Here is a 20,377-nt window from a genome sequence, read left to right as displayed (position 1 = left end):
ACTTCGTTCGCACAAGACCGTGAAAAATTGATCACTTGTTAAACGCTGCGTTTCACAATTACATTGAGTCTCATTTTCAAATTTTCAAATTGATCCATTTTCAAATTGAGTTGTTTTCAAATTAATTTGAGTAATTTTCTGGTTTACAAATAGCATGATTGCTTACATAAAAGGTAAACTCGTTCACAAGGCTCCATCCTACGCCATTGTAGAGGTAAATGGCATTGGCTACCATGTACAAATTTCGCTCAACACCTTTGCGGAGATCAAAGACAAAGAAGACATACGGCTCTCCACCCACTTTCACGTGCGCGAAGATGCCCACGTGCTGTTCGGATTTGCCACCGAAGCCGAGAAGCACATGTTTGGTCACCTTATTTCGGTGAACGGAGTGGGCCCCAGCACAGCTTTGGTGGTGTTATCCTATTTACCACCCGAAGAATTGCGACAAGCCATTGTGCGCGAAGATGCAGCCGCCCTGCAATCGGTAAAAGGAATTGGTGGCAAAACCGCCCAGCGATTGATATTGGAACTGCGCGATAAAATGAAGAAAGAAGGGGAAGAAACTCTCTCAAATACAGGTATGGTACGCAATACGGTGCGGCACGAGGCGTTATCTGCCTTGATTACCTTAGGGATTGCCAAACCTGCTGCGGAAAAGAGTGTGGATACTGTGCTAAAAAGGGTTGGAAATACCATTAGTTTGGAGGAGCTTGTAAAGCAAGCATTAAAAAACGCCTAAACAGTTTTGATTGTAATTACACGGAAGATACCAATCGGCCTTGGGCTGACTATTTGCCTGCTACTGGGTGCAGGATTGTCTGTATCTTACAGTCAACAGAAGGATAGCACCAAAACCAAACCAGCCGATTCGGCCCGCTATAAAGTCATCAATCCTTACTATCCTAGCTTTCGTCCGCCCGATCGGTATGGCGACCCCTTCTCAAATTACTCTACACAATCGCCACTCTTTCTTAAAAATCCAAAATCGTTTGGCACCGATTTGCAAATCGACACGGGGTTTCATTACAACATTCGTGAGCGCATCGGCAAATTGAATTTCCGGCCTGCCTCCTCCATGTCCTTTCGGGAATTTAGCCAGCAGCAAGATGCGCAGTTCAGAAGGCAATATTGGCAAACCAAAAGTTTAGCGCTAGATGGAGAAAGTGCCGTGAGCGGTCGAAATCTTTTGCCGAAGCTTTATGTGAGCCCCATCCTCGATCGCATTTTTGGTGGGAGCTACGTGGAACTGGTTCCAAAAGGATTTGTAACGCTTGATCTTGGCGCACAATTTCAAAAGACCCAAAACCCCAGCATACCCATCCGGCAGCAAACCAACGGAGGGTTTGAGTTCGATCAGCAAATCAGTATGCAAGTGCAAGGTAAGGTGGGCGAAAAATTAAAAGTGATCACCAACTTTGACAACAACAACTCATTCGATTTTCAAAACAACATGAAGGTGGAGTACACAGGTTTTAAAGAAGACCTGTTGAAAAAACTGGAAATCGGTAACGTGAGTTTGCCCCTGAACAATAGCCTGATACGCGGGGCACAAAATCTTTTTGGCATTAAAGCGCAAATGCAGTTTGGTAAGATGACAGTTACCGCCATTGCCAGCACGCAGCGCGGCAAGCAATCGTCCATTAAAGTTCCAGGCAATGCCAGTGGCACCACACAAGGAAGACCGTTCGAAATTGTGGGATCTGCCTACGATGAAAACCGTCACTTTTTTTTAGCACAGTTCTTTCGTGATAATTTTGAAGGCTGGCTAAGCACGCTGCCCCAGATTACTTCGGGCATAAATATTACACGCATTGAAGTCTATACCATCAATCGGCAAGTGGACACTCAAACCAATCGTGACATTGTTGCCTTTATGGATGCAGGTGAATCTGACAAGATCTACCGGAAAGATGTATTTGCCTCCAATGGTGGCAGTTCGCCTTTACCGGCTAGTAATGCAGCCAATAATTTATTCGATAAACTAAAGCCCATTTCGGCCGTGTCAGATAACATCAACGGTATATTAACAGGGGCTGACTTTAATTTAGCCAACGGCACCGACTTTGAAAAAATTACAAGTGCCCGCAAGCTTTCTGCTTCAGAGTTTACTTTCCACAATCAGTTAGGTTATATCACCTTGCAACGGAAACTGCAAAATGACGAGGCACTGGCCGTAGCGTTTGAATATACCTATCTAGGGCAAGTGTACAAGGTGGGCGAATTAACCGAAGATTATTCAAATAAAGATCCCAAAGAGGTCATCTATCTAAAAATGTTGCGCCCACGCAAAATTGCTGTGAAAGACAACGCAGGTAGAATTTTACCAACGTGGCAGTTGATGATGAAAAACATTTACAGCTTAAATGTGTCGCAATTAACACGCGATGGATTTCAACTGCGTGTGATCTACCGCGATGATAGAACAGGTATCGATAACCCACAAATTCAAGATGGGGTTGTCTCTAGAAATCGACAGCTCATACAGGTGTTGGGGCTAGATCGGTTGAACCCCTACAACGATCCGCAGCCCGATGGCAATTTTGATTTTGTGGAAGGCATAACCGTGAACCCTACCAATGGGTTGATTATTTTTCCTTTTCTGCAACCTTTCAATAATCCACTTCGCAATTTATTTAAGCAAGAAAACAATGATGTGTTAGAATCCACTCTTGTAAACAAATATCTCTACGACACCCTTTACAATACCACCAAGGCTGAAGCAGAATTGGTAGCCACTAAAAATAAATTTTTTATCACCGGATCTTTCCGAGCCGGTGCTGGAAAAGAAATTGTCATTCAGGGTTTTAACATCTCACAAGGTTCTGTAAAAGTTTTTGCGGGTGGCACGCCTTTGCGCGAAGGGGTGGATTACTCGATTGACTATACGTTTGGAAAAGTGACCATCCTTAACGAAGGATATTTGAGTTCCGGAAAAGATATTGAAATTACCTATGAGCAACAAGATCCCTTTGCATTTCAAACGCGATCGTTGCTGGGCACACGTTTCGATTATAAATTAAGCGATGATATAAATTTAGGCGGTACTTTTTTATACTACAACGAGCGCCCGTTGATAACGCGCAACCTGATTGGCTCCGAACCTGCGCGAAACATTCAATACGGGTTAGACTTTAACATGCGCAAAGATTCGCGCATCCTTACCAAAATGGTGGATGCCTTGCCGTTTTTACAAACAAAAGAAAAATCTACAGTAACGGTGAATGCCGAGTTTGCGCAGTTATTGCCCGGCACTTCAAACATCATTGATGGGGAAGGAACATCTTTTATTGACGACTTCGAAAACACCATTACACCGTATAGTTTGCTGGCGCCACAAGGGTGGAAGTTGGCCGCGGTACCTTCACGCGATTTTCAATTTGATCCAATAACAAACGGAAGTTTGAATAATATCCGGGCAGGTGACCTGCGTGCTAAGTTAGCCTGGTACCAAGTAGATAATTTGTTTTATCGAGAAGGGGGAAGTTTCAAACCGAGCAACATTAACAAACCAGATTTAGATAATCACTACACACGGCCCGTATTGCCGCAAGAAATTTTTCCGTTTCGCGATGCCTTTGTTGGAAATTTTTATGAACCCATTTTTGATGTGGCTTATTTTCCGAATGAGCGGGGCCCCTATAATTACAATTCAAATTTTCAAACCGATCCCATTAACGTACGGAAAAATTGGGGCGGCATTACTACCGCCATTCGCAACGAAGTAGATTTTGATAAGGCCAACGTGGAGTACGTGGAGTTTTGGATGATGAACCCCTTTATACAAGGAACGAATGGAATTGTAAAAGCAGGGAATGGGGATGAAAAGCCAAACATTAATGGAGGTAAATTGATTTTTCATTTGGGCAGTATATCCGAAGACTTAGTGCGCGATGGCAAGCATGGTTTTGAGAATGGATTGTCGAAAGACGGTTCGCTAACAGGTGTGCAAGAAACTCCTTTTGGCCGTGTCACCAGTCAGCAGTTTGTTAACAATGCGTTTGACAGTGACCCTGCTTCGCGGGCGAATCAAGATGTGGGGGCCGATGGTTTAAAAAATGAAACCGAAAGACAATTCTTTAGCAACATACCAAACTTAGACCCCAACGACCCTTCATCAGACGACTTCAAATATTTTTTAGGGGAAGAATATGATGCGCGAGATGCAAAAATCTTAGAGCGTTACAAAAACATCAATGGATTGGAAAACAACTCACCCATAGTTACGGCAGGCCAATCGTTTGCGCAATCAGGCAGCCCCTTGCCTGATAACGAAGACTTAAATCAAGATAATACACTCAGCGATCTGGAAGAATATTATTCGTATGAGATGGATCTAAAGCCAGATCCTAGTCAAACACAGATTAGTTCAAAATACATTGTTGATAAAATAAAACCAGAGGCCTTTGGAGGTGAAGTAACTTGGTACCAATTCCGCATACCAGTTCGCAATTTCGATACCAAGGTGGGCGATATCAATGGCTTTAAATCTATTCGCTATGTGCGCATGATTTTAACCGATTTTCAAGAACCTGTGGTGATGCGTTTGGCCAATTTTAGGTTGGTGGGCAATCGCTGGAGACGCTACACCGAAAATTTAGAGAGCCCGGGATTGGCCAAAGTGCCCGAACAAGAACTAGAAAAGTTTACCGTATCGGCAGTAAACATTGAAGACAACGGACAAGAAAGCGAACAAAAACCCGGTTATGTTGAGCCGCTAAGGCGAGATCGTGATGTGACTTCAGTGCAACAGCGAAGATTAAATGAACAGTCGGTGCAACTTTGTGTAAATGGTTTGCCCGATGGCGATGCACGAGCTGTGTACAAAAATGTGCAACTTGATTTTTTCAATTATGGGCGCATCAAAATGTTTATTAGTGCGCACAGCGGAAACTCTCAAACGATCCCTGATAATCAACTGCGGGCTTTTCTGCGTTTGGGTACCGATTTTGACAAAAACTACTACGAGATTGAGTTGCCTTTAAAAATCACCGCGCCCGATACACGAAGACCTGAAGATGTGTGGCCCGATCAAAATCAAATTGATTTGGACTTGAATGAACTCTATGCCTTAAAGGTGCAACGCGACCGCGAAGGCTTTGACTTGGCAGGTCAATACCCCAGGGGCGCACCAAAATTTGTGGGCAAGCATGGCATCAGCATTGTGGGCCGACCCGATTTGGCTCAAGTACGATTGATAATGATTGGTATCCGCAATCCTCGAAGCGATGACACTAAACCCTACACGGTTTGCATGTGGGCCAATGAATTGCGCCTAACCGAGTTTGACCAAACCGCAGGGTGGGCTGGTAACATTGTGGTAAATGCAAAGCTGGCAGATTTAGGGAATATTACCGGCTCCTATCGGTACATTGGCTTTGGCTACGGGGGCGTGCAATCCAAAATTGCCGAGCGTGCCCGAGGTGAGACCAACATCTTTGATATCTCGGGAAGCATCAACGTAGATAAATTGCTTCCGCCCAAAGCGGGTTTGAAGATCCCGATGTTCTTCAGCTACGAAAGCAATGTCATCAGTCCCAACTTTGATCCGGCCAACCCTGATGTTCGCCTTGCCGCGGCTCTCAAATCATTTAACACAGAGCGAGAGCGAGATGACTATACACGGCTGATTCAAGACCGCACCTTCAGAAGAAGTTTAAATTTCACCAACGTGCGTAAGGTAAAAGTGAACAAAGATGCCAAACAGCACATTTATGATTTTGAAAATTTTGCCTTTAGTTATGCCTACAGCGAGCAAACGCAAACCAATTTTAGTTTGCTCACCAATATTCGCAGCAATGTAAAAGGCGCAGTAGCATGGCAATACAGCCCTAAGTTTAAAGGGTTTGAGCCACTTAAGGAACTAAAGCTTCCCAAGAGTTTGCAGTTCATCAAAGACTTCAACTTCAATCCCATGCCAACGCAGCTATCCGTTCGTTGGGAATTAGATCGCTCGTACAATGAAATGACCTATCGAAATTCGATTCGCGACCCAAACCAACCACTCAATCAACCCAACTACCAAAAGTTTTTTGTGTTCAATCGATTTTACAATGCACGGTGGAGCCTTACCAAATCGCTTTCGCTGGATTACAATGCCACCGTTAACGCGATCATAGACGAACCCAACGGTGCGATTGACACCCCGGAGAAGCGCGACTCGATTGTCAACAACTTGAAGAGACTTGGGCGCATCAAAAACTTTGATCAAAATATTACTGCCAACTATACCCTACCATTCGAAAAAATCTCAGCCACTAATTTTCTTGGTGGCGAATACCGCTACAATACAGGGTATAATTTTAGAGCAGGGCCGTTAGAAAAAATTGATAGTTTGAAATTGGGCAACATCATTCAAAATACACGCGTACAAAATTTTACGGGCAAAATTGATATGGTGAAACTGTACAACAAAATTGGTTTCTTAAAAAATATTAATACTCCGCCTCGACCTACCGCTCCGCCAGATAAAAACAAACCCGCTAAGCCCGACACGGTTCGTAGGCCTCCTGACTTGAAAGGCTTAAAATTCATTTCGCGGTTGTTAATGTCCGTGCGAAGTATTAATGGAACGTATCAATTAAATGAAGGGTCTATTCTTCCAGGTTTTACGCAAACACCAAAACTATTGGGCATGGATCAAAATTGGAACTCGCCCGGGTGGGGATTTATTTTAGGCGAGCAGGATCCTAACTTTGCGGCCAAAGCAGCGAGAAACGGTTGGCTAACTCAAAATTCGAAGTTAACAAACCTCTTTAGCCAAAATCAAAATGAAGAAATCACCTTGCGCGCAAACTTAGAACCATTCAATGATTTGAAAATTCAACTGGATGCGCGCAGAACTTCTAATTCAAGCTTTCAAGAGATTTATAGGTTCAGTACAGATAGTGGACGCTACATTGGGCTAAGCCCTAGCCGCTCGGGTAGCTATCGCATCTCCTTTTTAAGTATCAACACGGCCTTTGCAAACAACTCAAGTCTAGTGTCAGATGTTTTTGAACAGTTTAAATCGAACTTAACAAAAATGGCAGATCGTTTTAAATTGGTAACCGGTGGCAAAGAGTATGATTCACGATCGCAAGATGTGCTGATACCTGCTTTCATAGCCGCCTACTCGGGCACCTCAGTGGATGGCACCAGCTTGTCTCCATTCCCCCGCATACCATTGCCCAATTGGAGAATCGATTACACAGGCCTCGCACGCCTTGGTGGGCTGAAAGATCTATTTCAATCGGTGACCATCAATCATGCCTACACGTCTAGTTACTCCGTAGTAAATTATACCAATTCAATGCGGTATAGTCAGGGAAATCCCCAAACCGATGTAAATGTAAATTTGAGTTCGAGCATTACCGATTATAATACAGGTGACAATTTTGCAGGACAAACAAGTAGCGGTAATCTTTATATTCCGGTGTATGTCATAAACCAAGTGATGATCAGCGAAACATTTGCCCCACTCATCGGCATTAACGCACGCACCAAAAGCAAAATCAGTTTGCGTTTTGAGTACAAAACCAAGCGCGACATTTCGTTAAGCGTTTCCAATGCTCAAGTGACGGAGCAGTTGGGAAAAGATTGGTCGTTTGAAATGGGCTTTACCAAAAACAATATGAAACTGCCCTTCAAAGATCAAGGCCGAATCATTACACTAAAAAATGATGTCACATTTTTGTTGAACATTTCACTGAGCAATACCCAAACCATTCAACGCAGACTAGATGATGTGGCCACGGTTACCAATGGAAATATAAATTTTCAATTGAGACCTAATATTCGCTATCAAATAAATAAACAGCTCTCCTTACAAGCCTATGCGGAACACAGTACTAACGAACCACTCGTGACCAGTTCCTTTCCGCGCAGCAATACCCGCGTAGGCTTTAAGTTGGTGTTCAACCTATAAAAGGCTCGGTGGATATTCCTTATAAAAGGAAAAATGGTGTTCACCTTGGTTGTGTCTTTTAATTGCTGAATGTAAACTTTGTTAGTATTTTTGACGCTCAATTAACCGTTACCCCATGAAGATACCCGATTCACTCAAATACACGAAAGACCACGAATGGATAAAAGTTGAAGGCAATGTAGCCACCATTGGCATCACTGATTTCGCGCAAAGCGAACTGGGCGACATTGTTTATATAGACATCAATACGGTTGGACAAGAAGTGGGGCAGCACGATGTGTTTGGAACCGTGGAAGCGGTGAAGACGGTTTCTGATTTGTTTATGCCAATAGCCGGCAAGGTGATTGAGTTCAACAAATCATTGGATACCGCGCCTGAAAAAGTAAACAGCGATCCGTATGGCGATGGATGGATGGTAAAAATCGAAATCAAAGATGTAGCCGAAGTAACTGCTTTGTTGAACGCCACACAATACAAGGAACTTATAGGCAAGTAATCTGTTGGTATTTAATGCTAGATGCTGGAACTAAATCCGACATCCAGTATCCAGAATCTAGGATCCACTCATGATCGAACTTCCTACAATATCACCAGAGCAAACCAAAAGACGCAAGCCCGATTGGCTGCGCGTAAAGTTGCCGATTGGACCCGAATATGCCAAGGTGCGAAAGTTGGTGGACGACAATAAACTTCACACTATTTGCGAAAGTGGTAATTGCCCTAACATGGGCGAATGCTGGGGAGCAGGCACGGCTACTTTTATGATTTTAGGTAATGTGTGTACGCGCAGTTGTACTTTTTGTGCCGTTGCCACGGGAAGGCCTACCGAGTACGATACGGATGAACCAAGGCGTGTGGCCGAATCGATCAAGAAGATGGGTGTTAAGCATGCGGTGATCACAAGCGTGAACCGTGATGAATTGAAAGACCGTGGCGCAGAAGTATGGTACCAAACCGTAATTCAAACAAAATCCCTTAGTCCTTCAACAACTATTGAAACACTAATACCGGATACCAAAGGAAATTGGGACGCACTCTATCGCATGATCGATGGCGGCCAAGAAGTGGTTTCGCACAATATGGAAACAGTGGGGCGATTGTACCGCATGGTGCGACCCCAAGCAAAATACGAACGCAGCTTGGAGCAAATCAAAAGAACCCGCGAAGCCGGAAAACGCACCAAGTCTGGTATTATGTTAGGCATAGGCGAAGCCAAAGAAGAGCTTTACAAAGCCATGGACGACTTGGTTGAAAATGGATTGATGATTTTAACACTTGGCCAATATTTGCAGCCCACCAAAATGCACTTGGAAGTAGCTGAATTTATCCACCCTGATACATTTGCCCTTTACAAAGAAGAGGGCTTAAAACGCGGATTGAAATATGTGGAATCAGGCCCGCTGGTGCGATCTTCCTATCATGCCGAGCGGCATGTGAACGTGCCGTTTTAATCTGTGCCACTTGCATAAAGCCTCATTTTCTTTTCATAAATGATTCTATTGCTTTTGAGAAACTTCGGATGCTCTACTGATGAAATCCGGCAATTCAACTGTCAACTTCTCGATCTTCAACAAGATGGCCTTGGCTTTGTTGGACAAAGAGAAATCCACCAAAATGTCCAAACAATCTAAACGGTTGACCTCTGCACTAGATGGTGAGTACAGAAGTTTGGTACTGAAATGTTAAAAGCGATTTCCTTGGTGGGATCATGGTGCTGATCACACCGTCCTCATGCAAAACCAACAGATTTGAAATTGACGGTCACTTGCCGATCGTAAAGCTATTCAATATCGTTTCCACTTCGCGCATAATTTCGCGTTGCTCACGGCTGGGGGCATACACAAAGCCTTCTACATAATAAAGCATTCCTTGTTTGGTATCGGCTACGGTGTAAGAGATAAAGGGCCCACCCATACTCAAACTATTGGTTTTCCACAAGCCACGCATTTGGGAGGCAAATTTTCCATTTAGTTGGCTTGTATAAATCTGTGCCTGTTTGGAAGGCACGCTCATTTCGGTCACCAAATACGAATACGATTTTTCAGGATCGCCAAATAAATATTTTTGACAAATCCTATTTCGTAAATTAATCAAACTATCGCGCTCAAATTGCTTTTGATTGGTATAAGGTGTGCGATAAATAAAAATATCGCGATCGTCTTTTTTATTAAACTGGCGAACCCATATAAACTCATCGGTGTCTATTACCAATTCATAACCATATGGAATTTTAAAGTCAATGTTCCATTTCTTCTTTAAAGTTTCGGTGAGGCCTTTGAGCTGTCCTGATTTATAGATCTGAGCCGTGAGCCGCTCTTGCTCGGATTTATCTAAAATTGAAACAAGCCTAGGTGCATTCTTTCTTATTTTTTTCATTAGTGCAGCCTCCGTGGCGCCCACCAAAAAGAAAGTTTCCTGTCCACGTGCATATTGATTTTTTAAGGCCGAAAAGAAAAAGGAAGTATCAGTTTTAATTCGATTGATGGATTCTGGAGTCAACAGGTTTTGACTTCTTCGACCTTGATCAAGCGTAACGGCATAGATCAAATTTCTCCTCAATTTTAAGGTGTAATTTAATTTGCGTGGATCAACCCATCGCATTTTAAAAATTGGCTCAGACCGATTGATTACCTGTGCCTCTGCCCTAAACACGGAATCCAACAATTGACCTAGTGGCCCACGGTATTGGGTGGAGTCCATAATCAAATAAACATCTCCGGACATGCCCGTGGCGTTGGTAAGGTTTTCGCCAGGTTTATCATCACAAGAAAACAATAGCACTGACAGCACTAACCAAAGTAGATGTTTCATATCGGATGAGATTACAACTTGACTAATAACACAAAAAAAGCGAAAACGTCACAAAGTATAGTGTGTATATTTAAGTGAAGCAAGTGATCCTTACCCAATGATCAACTTCTGCCCAGGTTGCAGTTTGTTGTTTTTGAGATTGTTCATGTTCTTGATTTTTTCAACCGAACCACCCGGAATTTTTTTAGAAATGCTCCACAGCGTGTCGCCCGGCTGCACGGTATAGGTTTTGGAATTGGACGGAAACACAATCGAAGGCGTAGCACGCGAAGCTGCCAATGTTCCAGGTTTGTAAGTCCATAAATTTAATCGTTGACCAACTCGAATGGTATTTCCGATAAGGGCATTCCATTTTTTCAAATCGTTTACACGCACCCCAAAACGCGCTGCAATAGACCCTAACACATCGCCCGATTGCACCTGGTAGATTTGCACTTCTCTTCCATAGGTTGATCCAGAAGAAGTTTTTGCCAATTGCTCCAATTCTTTTTTACCAATTTTTGAAGCAGAATCTAAGATCGAAAATCTGTTTTGTTGCAACGTGTTTTTCGACCAAACAGGTATTTTCAACGAATGGGTTTGTCCGTTATCGGGTAATGCATTTCGCAACACATGCGGATTCAACAACTGCATGTCTTCCACGGTGGTGCCCGTCAGCTTGGCAAAGGTGGCGAAGTTCAGGAACTGGTTCACCCGAATGGTATCATGAGGAGGAACTTGTTCGCGCGCCATCTCAACCAAGTTGTGTTCGGGCGCATAATTCATAGCATAAATGATGGCAATGAATTGCGGAACATACGATCGCGTTTCGCGTGGCAGGTAATTGAACACCTCCCAAAAAGTCTTTTTGTAACCCGATTTTCGAATGGCATATCGCACCGTGCCAGGCCCTGAGTTGTATGCAGCCAAAGCCAACTGCCAATTGTTGAACATTGAATACAACATCGACAAATAGCGGCAAGCTGCATCGGTTGCTTTCTCTGGATCCATTCGCTCATCTATGTACCAATCGTTTCGTAGCCCCATGTAATGCCCCGTGCCCGACATAAATTGCCATAAACCAACTGCACGTGCGCGCGAAGTGGCGCGGGGGTTTAAGCCCGATTCAATAATGGATAAATATTTTAATTCGTCCGGCAAGCCATATTCTTTTAGTTTTCGCTCGAATATCGGGAAGTACAAATCTTTTCTGCGCTGCACCATGCGGGTGTATTCCCGATCGCGAATGGTAAAGTAATCGATAAAACCGTGAACGCGTTTGTTGTAGGTAAGCTCAATATCTTTTTGAAGGCAACTCAACCGATCCGAAACCAATTCAGGCGTGGCATTGGCTGGAATAAATTCAACATCGGTTGGCAGCTCAAAATTCGAGCCGATAGTATCAAATGGTTTAATCAAATCGTTTTCCGGCAAGGTGTCTTTCACATCAATTTCTTGTGCAAACAGACCACCCGAGGCAACGATTAAAGCCCAACAAATTACAAATTTCCTCATGCCACTATGCGTTTAAAAAAGTAAAACCCCTTTGCGAATTGCTAAAGTTTGAGGGTTTTCGATAATTTAAAAAATCAATAATTACGCCAAGTTCATCAATACTTTTGAAAAATGAAACAATTTTGTTTCCTCAAAATCATCGGCCATGGCTTGTATGCCAATGGGCAAACCCTTCAAATCGGTGCCACAGGGCACAGAAATAGCGGGCAAACCAGCCACATTTGCTTGAACGGAAAACAAATCAGCTAAGTACATTTCAACCGGGTTTTCTGAACGCTCGCCCAACTTAAAAGCTGTGGTGGGTGTGGTGGGCATCAATAAGCAGTCGTATTTTGTAAATACATTTTTTAATTGATTCCGTATCAGCCTGCGCACTTTTTGTGCTTGGTTGTAGTATGCATCGTAGTAACTGGCACTCAACACAAATGTGCCAAGCAAAATTCTGCGTTGCACTTCTTTGCCAAAACCTTCGGCTCGTGTTTTTTTATAAAGCGAACTTAAATCAGTTGTGTTAGGACTACGAAAACCATAACGCACGCCATCAAAGCGAGATAGATTTGAACTTGCCTCGGCCGTTGCCAAAATATAATAGGTAGGCAACACGTATTCGTTCAACGGAAAATCAATTGCCTCCACAGTGTGCCCTGCTGATTTCAGTTTTTCGATCACTTCTGAAATTGATTTTTTTATTTCAGGTTGCAGCGCGGCAGATTCCACGGTATCGCGCATGTAGGCGATTTTGTATTTTTCGTTTTTGGGTGCGGCCAATTCTGCTGAATAAGCCGGTACCCTTTTTTGTGAAACAGTACTATCAAATTCATCGGCTCCGGCAATCACTTCCAGCACCAGCGCGGCATCATCAATACATTTTGAAAAAATGCCGATGCAATCAAAGGAAGACCCGTATGCGACTAATCCGTGGCGAGAGATTCGCGAGTACGTTGGCTTTAAGCCTACAATGCCACAAAACGCAGCAGGCTGACGAACCGATCCGCCCGTATCGGAGCCCACTGAAACATGGCACAAATCGGCCATCACCGCCACTGCCGATCCGCCAGATGATCCGCCCGAAACGCGTGTGTTATCGATGTCATTTAATACGGCACCAAACGCAGAGTTCTCGTTCGATGACCCCATGGCAAACTCATCGCAATTTTGGCGGCCGATGAAGATAGCATCTGCATTGATTAAACGCTGAACAGCAGTGGCATTGAATTTCGAAACAAAACCATCCAAGATTTTGCTGCTGGCTTGCAGCGGATGATTTTCGTAGCAGAGCACATCTTTCAAGCCCACCACCAAGCCTGCCAGTTTACCAGCGGTATTGCTCTTTATTTTTTGGTCAATAATGGATGCACGTGTTAAGGCCTCTTCCCCATAAACGCTCAAAAAAGCATTGAGATGTTTTTTGTTTTCAATGTTGGCCAAATAGGCATTGACCAACTGCGTGCAAGTTATTTTTCCGGAATGAAGGTCGCGCTGGATTTCTGCAAAACTCGCGTACGTCTTCAAGGATTACTTTTCGTCTATTTTAGGTACTTCTTTGCCGGCATCATCCACTTCTTTTTTCACATCCTTTACGGCATCTTTAAATTCGCGTATGCCTTTGCCCAAGCCTTTTGCAAATTCAGGTATTTTTCTGGCACCAAAGAAAACCAGTACAAATAGTCCGATGATAAACCATTCCATTCCGCTCGGCATTCCAATCAAAAATATCGTGTCCATAATAATTTTTATTAGGGTGTAAAGATAGGTTTTTATTCAGGGAAAGAAAAAACTGGTTGATTGGGGCGATTGGGGCTTTATTTACGGCCGAATCAAGATTTTTTCGGTATGCCATCGATCGGTAAAATACCTCACCAACAAAATGCTTGGGGAGGGATTTTGAACGGTGACACGCACATATTCAGAAAAATCTTCGGCACCAACTTCTACTGCCTTTCCTGCCAGATCGTAAACAACAATTTGGGTACTGTTAGAGGGTAAATGAAAAATGCCTGATGTCGGATTAGGAAATGGTTTATCTAGAATTTCATCGGCCACATTGGTTGTTACCTGCTGTTGTCCTGGATTACCAAACACCGGCCGAATCATGAGGCTGCCTTGCAGCGAGGTATTTTGTACCCAATCGCCTGCGGTATTGACAAACATTTTACTCCCAGAATCAGTATTAACATCTAGCCCAACGGGTAAGGTGGCATTTGACAACAATTTCCAGCCGATGTAAAATTTATTTTTAACTGCAACAGGTGTTGATAATTTAACGCGCCAAAATTTGTTTCGGTTGTTGCGGGTAATGGATACGGATTGCCTCAATTCATAATCACTTTCGTTTCCTGTCAGGGCATTTAAAACCAATAACTGTACGGATTGGGGGGTGTCATCACCAAACCGCGGAAAATAAACATCAAAAGACACGATGGTGTCGGATTCCGTGGTTTTCATATCATATTGATAGGCCAACTGCGTGCCAATGCCATTTATTTTTGCACCGTATTCGGCAGAGCCGTCATCGTAGGCGTAGTAATTTACCATTTCAAAGATTGTTCGAGTAGTATCATTGTGTTTAAAGTTAATGCCTTTGTAGATAGCCGTGTCGTAATCACCAAAATCTGTTAATACACCTTTTACTAACTTCTTTCTTTTGATTTCATTATCCGCAGTATCTAGGTTAAAGGTTATTTGAACGCTAACAGAATCAATATCTTGTGCAATTGAGTTTAATATGCTTGGCAAGGTTGTGAGGGTGACATTTCGTTGTTTTGATATGTCATAAACAAGAACAGGCAATAAATCTTTTCTAGATTCTAAAACCGATTTATATGTTATAAACGTCTTATCTTTTTTTCTGATAATCGTTTTTGAACTTGATGAGTATTTTAATGATTGACCATCTGTGGTGGGGCCAACTACTTGGTCTTTTCTACGGTTGCTCAAAGTAACAACTGGCTTGGTTAAAATGCTTGGGCTGAAATGCGAAACGGGCATCGATCGATATTCACCAAAAATTGAAGTGAAGGGAAGTGTTATTACCCTGTCGGGAAAATCTTTATAAACCGGAAGATATTGTGCTTTACCATTGCTCACATACACATAATCAATACTCCATGTATCGTATGGCCCTGATAAGCGACCGAAATTTTGGAAACGAAACTGAAAATTATTGTGAAAGTATTTTAGGTCGGTGATTTGTATTGGCACTTCTATAAATTTGGTAGGATCTAAGTTACCATCGTTTTGTTTTTGCCATACCAAATTCCAAATACCCTTGTCGTCTTTAAAGTATAAATTCAATACATCACCCAAATCGGGTGGCTCTCCATTTCCTTGAAATTGATAGAAAAAATTAAGAAAGACATTTGATCGTAGGGGTGCGGGCACTAGGTCCAACCGCAAAGGCCGCGAGGTCATTCGGTCGGCAAAGCCTTTGGCCAATATATCGTTTACAGCATACGGTTTGCCCAGCGAATCGTATCCATCAAAGGTGGCTACGTTTATCGAGGGTGGGTTGATGCCCATGCTGTTGTTTACCCAAACCCTTCGGCTGTTTTCCCAAAGCGTATCATTCGGATAAAAAATATTTGCTGCCGATGTGGCGTTGAATGAAAAATCATCCCAAAAGGGAAGCTTCATTGCCGGCAAAGCACCACTCGCTCGGGCATTTGGAATATCTTTCTTAAAGGAAATGGGTGGTGGAGGAATTCGCTCAATGGTCACTTTTTCAATTTGACCAACCGCAAAAAAAGGAATCAATAGAAATAGATAGACAGAAGTTAGCTGCTTAGCAATGTTGCGCGAATACAAAATTGAGTGATGCAGCATTTATCTAGTTATCGTTTCCTTCATCCTCTGCTTCTGGTTCTTTGTAACCTTTTGGCGCAATCCACAAATCTACAGGGTAGCCAAACCGTACCGAGTCGCCCGGTAACGGAAACTGTTTGTAAACGTATGGTACAATGCCCGTAGTATCTTCTCCTGCCGGAATCTCTACTTTGCCTAAATGCAAATTCCAACCTATCAATTTCAACATCGCGGTTTTAAGATTGTCACCCACCAAACTACCTACCGCAAAATCAGAAGTGCCACCGCCATCGCCCACTACCAAATCAATGACCGAACCTTTGGGGATACGCGTGCCAGCGGCAATGGTTTTGCCCTTGTACAAAACATCTTTTACATAGTTTAAAAAAGGATCGGGCTCGTAAAGCACGCGTCCTCTTCTCAATTCGCTGCTTTTCAATACCACTTCTGCATTGATCAACGATTTCTCAACAATATCGGGCATGGGCAGGGAGGGCGGATTGGTGCGGTTGATGGAAACGTAAATCGTGCGGTCTTCTTTAACTAATTCGCTGGCCGCAGGAAATTGTTTCAGTATCGTTAGTGGCTTGGCCTCTTCGGCATACGATGAATCATTGACGGCCAAGCGCAGCTTAAAATCTTTGGCTCTTTTTTCGGCTTCGGGCATGGTAAGCCCCAATAAATCCGGGACTTTAATTTCCTCGCCATGATTGGTAACGTTGGGCAAGTAGATGTAAAAGTAAAGGATGGCAACAAAGGCAATGCTGCCAACGAAGATTGCCCACACCGCCAACAAACTGCCAACGGAATTCCCTTTCAAAAGTGTTTTTAAATTCATACGCAACGCCTAGTATTTCAATGAAGAGGTAAAACTTCTTTCTGCCCGTTTTGATTGTTGGAATCGTGCTTGCGCAAGGGTAATCAATTGGGTAATCAATTCAGTAAACGATATCCCACGTTCTTTCCACATCATAGGGAACATGCTGGAATTAGTAAAGCCAGGAATGGTATTGATTTCATTTACATACACTTCATCATTTTCTGTTAAGAATAAATCTACGCGGGCAAAATCTTCGCAGGCCAAGCTTTTGTAGGTACGAAGGGATAGCTCTCTGATTTTTTCGACTGATGATTGATTCAGCTTGGCAGGAACATCAATGGTTACGGCTTTGCCATCCACATATTTTGCATCGAAAGTGTAGAACTCGTAATCTTTGCTGATGATGATTTCACCCGGCAATGAGGCGAGAGCAGGTTGGTTGCACATCACCGCACATTCCACTTCGCGGCCTTTGATAAATTTCTCGATCAAAATACAATCATCATAATGAAATCCTTCCAAAAGTGCGTTTTCAAAATCTGCTTCCGATTTTACTTTGGATACACCTACTGATGAGCCCAAGCTGGCCGACTTCACCATAAAGGGTAAGCCTAATTTTTTTTCAACTTCCTGAAAAGATATTTTTTCTTTATCAGAGAAATAGAAATACAAAAAATCCGCTACGGGAATGCCCGCTTCGCGCAGCAATCGTTTGGTGATCAATTTGCTCATGGACATGGCCGAACCCAGGACACCGGTGCCCACCATTGGCACATCCAATGCTTTAATCAATCCTTGAATGCTTCCATCTTCGCCATCGGTGCCGTGCAAAATGGGGAACACCATGTCGGCAGAAATGACTTTGCCTGATTCGGTTTGCAGCGTGAATTTGCCGGGCATGAGGTTCAGCGATAGGATTTCTCCAGTTTCGATTTCTTTACTTACGTGCGGTACCAAGTACCACACGCCAGCGGTGGATATGCCGATCAAGATCGGTTCAAACAAAGCCTTGTCAATAAATTCAAAAATGTTGCGGGCCGAATTGATTGAAACCCCGTGCTCTACCGAGCGTCCGCCAAAGAGAAGTGCGATTTTTTGTTTTGTCATTCACCCAAAATTTTCAAGCGGAAAGATAGCAAATATGTGCCTTATACAATCAGGTCACTCGGTAAACGAAACCAGGAGCTTTTTGAAGCTATCTCGACTAATATGGCTAGAGGCCGATCGCCTTTTGTAAAGTGCGGCTATGGTAGAGGCTTTCCAATCCAGGTAGTTGGTGATGATTTCCAATGTGGTGCTGGCTCTTCGTTGTAAACGACCACCCTGCGGAGTACTTGGTCTTCCAATTTCAATTCTTTGTCCTTGGTCCCGTCAAGCGGATGAGCTCGTCTTTTAAACCCATTATGCATTTGAGAGTTTCAATCATCGTTTAGTTATCAGCAAAGTCTAATGCATAATTTGGGATAATTTGGAAACACTAGATTCCTGTTGCATAACTTCCTTTACCTCGGTTTCCTAAATGCAAAACCCAAAAACTCGAGAGACTTCGAAAATTCTAAACAAAAAAAGCTATCTCTACTTTTGAGACAGCCTCTTTTTCCAGTCATTTAGTTTAGCGTTCTCAGTTGTTCTGAACGCCATCAGCAAGGACAATCACCTTATTTGTCAACACCTCCATAACGCCTCCGGTGATAGTTAGTCTTTGCGTTGATTCTTTTGACTTATACTCCACTATTCCATCTCTCAGCAGGCTGATAAGAGGTGCATGATTGTTCAACGTCTGAAAAATACCATCCGCACCCGGAAAGATGGCTGAAGTTACTTCGCCTTCAAATATTTTTTTGTCTGGTGTGATTATTTCTAAATGCATATACTCAATTTGAAAATTAGTCAATTTGAAAATGAGCCAAGAGTTACGTAATGCAACTTGAAGTTTATTGAGATGAGCTTTTCCAATTTTAAGTATTAAAAAAACAGCTAATGTTAAAACTGGTCTGAACTTATTTTCAAATTTTCAAATTGGGTCATTTTCAAATTATTTTACGTCCGCCAACATCTTCTCGCCCTTGGCAATGGCTTCTTCAATGCTACCCACCAAGTTAAAGGCCATCTCTGGCAAATGGTCTAATTGACCATCCATAATCATGTTAAAGCCTTTGATGGTATCTTTAATATCTACCAACGCACCTTTCAAGCCTGTGAAGGCCTCGGCTACGTGGAATGGCTGAGACAAGAAACGTTGCACACGTCTAGCGCGTGTTACCGTCAATTTATCTTCATCCGAAAGTTCATCCATACCCAAGATGGCGATAATGTCTTGTAATTCTTTGTAGCGTTGCAAAGTCAATTTTACGCGCTGTGCGCAGTTGTAATGTTCGTCACCAACGATATCGGCACGAAGAATCCTTGAAGTAGAATCCAACGGATCTACCGCAGGGTAAATACCCAACTCGGCAATTTTACGAGACAATACGGTAGTAGCATCCAAGTGCGCGAAGGTTGTCGCGGGGGCAGGGTCCGTCAAGTCATCGGCAGGAACGTAAACGGCCTGCACCGAAGTGATAGAGCCATTTTTGGTTGAAGTAATGCGCTCTTGCATGGCACCCATTTCAGAAGCCAACGTAGGTTGATAACCCACGGCCGAAGGCATACGACCCAACAAAGCCGAAACTTCAGAACCTGCTTGCGTGAAACGGAAAATGTTATCGATGAAGAAGAGAATATCGCGGCCTTTGCCCGTGCCATCACCATCGCGGAAATATTCGGCAATCGTCAACCCTGACAAAGCCACACGCGCACGGGCTCCAGGTGGCTCGTTCATCTGACCGAACACAAACGTTGCCTTCGAATCTTCTAATTTATGCGTATCTACTTTTGATAAATCCCAGCCACCTTCGTGGAGCGATTTCATGAACTCCGGACCGTAATCCACAATGCCCGCTTCAATCATCTCGCGCAACAAGTCGTTACCCTCGCGTGTACGCTCACCCACACCAGCAAACACCGACAAACCAGAATAGGCCTTTGCGATGTTATTGATCAACTCTTGAATCAAAACGGTTTTGCCCACACCAGCACCACCAAACAAACCAATCTTACCACCTTTTGCATAAGGCTCAATCAAGTCGATTACTTTGATACCCGTATAAAGTACTTCTGAAGAGGTAGAAAGGTTTTCGTATAGCGGAGCATGGCGGTGAATAGGCAACGTTTTCGTGCCCTTGGGTTGTTTAATACCGTCAATGGCCTCGCCCACTACATTGAACAAACGGCCTTTGATGTCTTCACCGATTGGCATCTGAATAGGCGAACCTGTGTCGGTCACTTTCATGCCGCGCACCAATCCTTCCGTGCCCTCCATGGAGATAGTGCGAACGCGATCTTCACCCAAGTGCTGCTGGGTTTCCAGCACCACGCGGGTACCGTCAGCTTTGGTCACTTCAAGTGAATCTAAAATGTTGGGGAGTTTGGTGCCGGGCTCGTCAAATGCAACGTCTACCACCGGACCGATTACTTGGGTTATTCTACCAGTATTTGCCATGTAT

At 43.4% G+C, this 20,377-nt stretch carries 14 protein-coding genes; 4 read left to right on the top strand and 10 right to left on the bottom strand.

Going from position 1 to position 20,377, the window contains the following annotated elements; genetic code table 11:
- Window positions 1-154: 154 nt before the first annotated feature.
- The 4 genes from ruvA (at window position 155) to lipA (ending at window position 9,357) form a co-directional block, all read left to right on the top strand.
- Window positions 155-742, top strand: a complete 588-nt coding sequence (gene ruvA, locus KA713_18520) for a Holliday junction branch migration protein RuvA (GenBank protein ID UXE66420.1) — start codon at window positions 155-157, stop codon at window positions 740-742.
- Between the two features lie 147 nt (window positions 743-889).
- The gene (gene sprA, locus KA713_18515) at window positions 890-7,906 is read left to right on the top strand and encodes a cell surface protein SprA (protein UXE69189.1); all 7,017 of its coding nucleotides are present in this window, start codon (window positions 890-892) and stop codon (window positions 7,904-7,906) included.
- A 115-nt stretch (window positions 7,907-8,021) separates the two neighbouring features.
- On the top strand, window positions 8,022-8,402 hold the full coding sequence (gene gcvH, locus KA713_18510) for a glycine cleavage system protein GcvH (GenBank protein ID UXE66419.1): 381 nt from the start codon (window positions 8,022-8,024) through the stop codon (window positions 8,400-8,402).
- A 70-nt stretch (window positions 8,403-8,472) separates the two neighbouring features.
- Window positions 8,473-9,357 carry a lipoyl synthase gene (gene lipA, locus KA713_18505; protein ID UXE66418.1) on the top strand — a complete coding sequence of 295 codons (885 nt, stop codon included), beginning with the start codon at window positions 8,473-8,475 and terminating at the stop codon, window positions 9,355-9,357.
- Window positions 9,358-9,667: 310 nt separating this feature from the next.
- On the opposite strand, the gene KA713_18500 is transcribed toward lipA, so the two are convergent.
- The 10 genes from KA713_18500 to KA713_18455 form a co-directional block, all read right to left on the bottom strand.
- Window positions 9,668-10,717, bottom strand: coding sequence for a DUF4837 family protein (locus KA713_18500; protein ID UXE66417.1), 1,050 nt, complete (start codon window positions 10,715-10,717; stop codon window positions 9,668-9,670).
- A 90-nt stretch (window positions 10,718-10,807) separates the two neighbouring features.
- A complete protein-coding gene (locus tag KA713_18495; protein UXE66416.1) occupies window positions 10,808-12,211 on the bottom strand; it encodes a LysM peptidoglycan-binding domain-containing protein in 1,404 nt (467 codons plus the stop codon).
- 81 nt (window positions 12,212-12,292) lie between these two features.
- The gene (gene gatA / locus KA713_18490; protein UXE66415.1) at window positions 12,293-13,723 is read right to left on the bottom strand and encodes an Asp-tRNA(Asn)/Glu-tRNA(Gln) amidotransferase subunit GatA; all 1,431 of its coding nucleotides are present in this window, start codon (window positions 13,721-13,723) and stop codon (window positions 12,293-12,295) included.
- Between the two features lie 3 nt (window positions 13,724-13,726).
- Window positions 13,727-13,936 carry a twin-arginine translocase TatA/TatE family subunit gene (locus tag KA713_18485; GenBank protein ID UXE66414.1) on the bottom strand — a complete coding sequence of 70 codons (210 nt, stop codon included), beginning with the start codon at window positions 13,934-13,936 and terminating at the stop codon, window positions 13,727-13,729.
- Between the two features lie 81 nt (window positions 13,937-14,017).
- Complete coding sequence (locus KA713_18480; protein UXE66413.1) at window positions 14,018-16,033, bottom strand: hypothetical protein; 2,016 nt, start codon at window positions 16,031-16,033, stop codon at window positions 14,018-14,020.
- A 4-nt stretch (window positions 16,034-16,037) separates the two neighbouring features.
- Window positions 16,038-16,850, bottom strand: coding sequence for a penicillin-binding protein (locus KA713_18475; protein ID UXE66412.1), 813 nt, complete (start codon window positions 16,848-16,850; stop codon window positions 16,038-16,040).
- Window positions 16,851-16,859: 9 nt separating this feature from the next.
- Window positions 16,860-17,939, bottom strand: coding sequence for a D-alanine--D-alanine ligase (locus KA713_18470; GenBank protein UXE66411.1), 1,080 nt, complete (start codon window positions 17,937-17,939; stop codon window positions 16,860-16,862).
- Window positions 17,940-18,076: 137 nt separating this feature from the next.
- Window positions 18,077-18,241, bottom strand: coding sequence for a hypothetical protein (locus tag KA713_18465; GenBank protein ID UXE66410.1), 165 nt, complete (start codon window positions 18,239-18,241; stop codon window positions 18,077-18,079).
- 212 nt (window positions 18,242-18,453) lie between these two features.
- Window positions 18,454-18,702 (bottom strand): ATP synthase F1 subunit epsilon, encoded by a 249-nt coding sequence (atpC, locus tag KA713_18460; GenBank protein UXE66409.1) that lies wholly within the window; start codon window positions 18,700-18,702, stop codon window positions 18,454-18,456.
- Window positions 18,703-18,867: 165 nt separating this feature from the next.
- Entirely contained in the window at window positions 18,868-20,373 is a 1,506-nt protein-coding gene (locus KA713_18455) for a F0F1 ATP synthase subunit beta (GenBank protein ID UXE66408.1), read from the bottom strand.
- Window positions 20,374-20,377 lie beyond the last annotated feature (4 nt).

Origin of the sequence: Chryseotalea sp. WA131a (assembly GCA_025370075.1) — a bacterium.
Taxonomy (GTDB): Bacteria; Bacteroidota; Bacteroidia; order Cytophagales; family Cyclobacteriaceae; genus ELB16-189.
The sequence above is the reverse complement of the archived record's forward strand: the minus strand, read 5'-3'. Positions and strand labels throughout refer to the sequence as shown.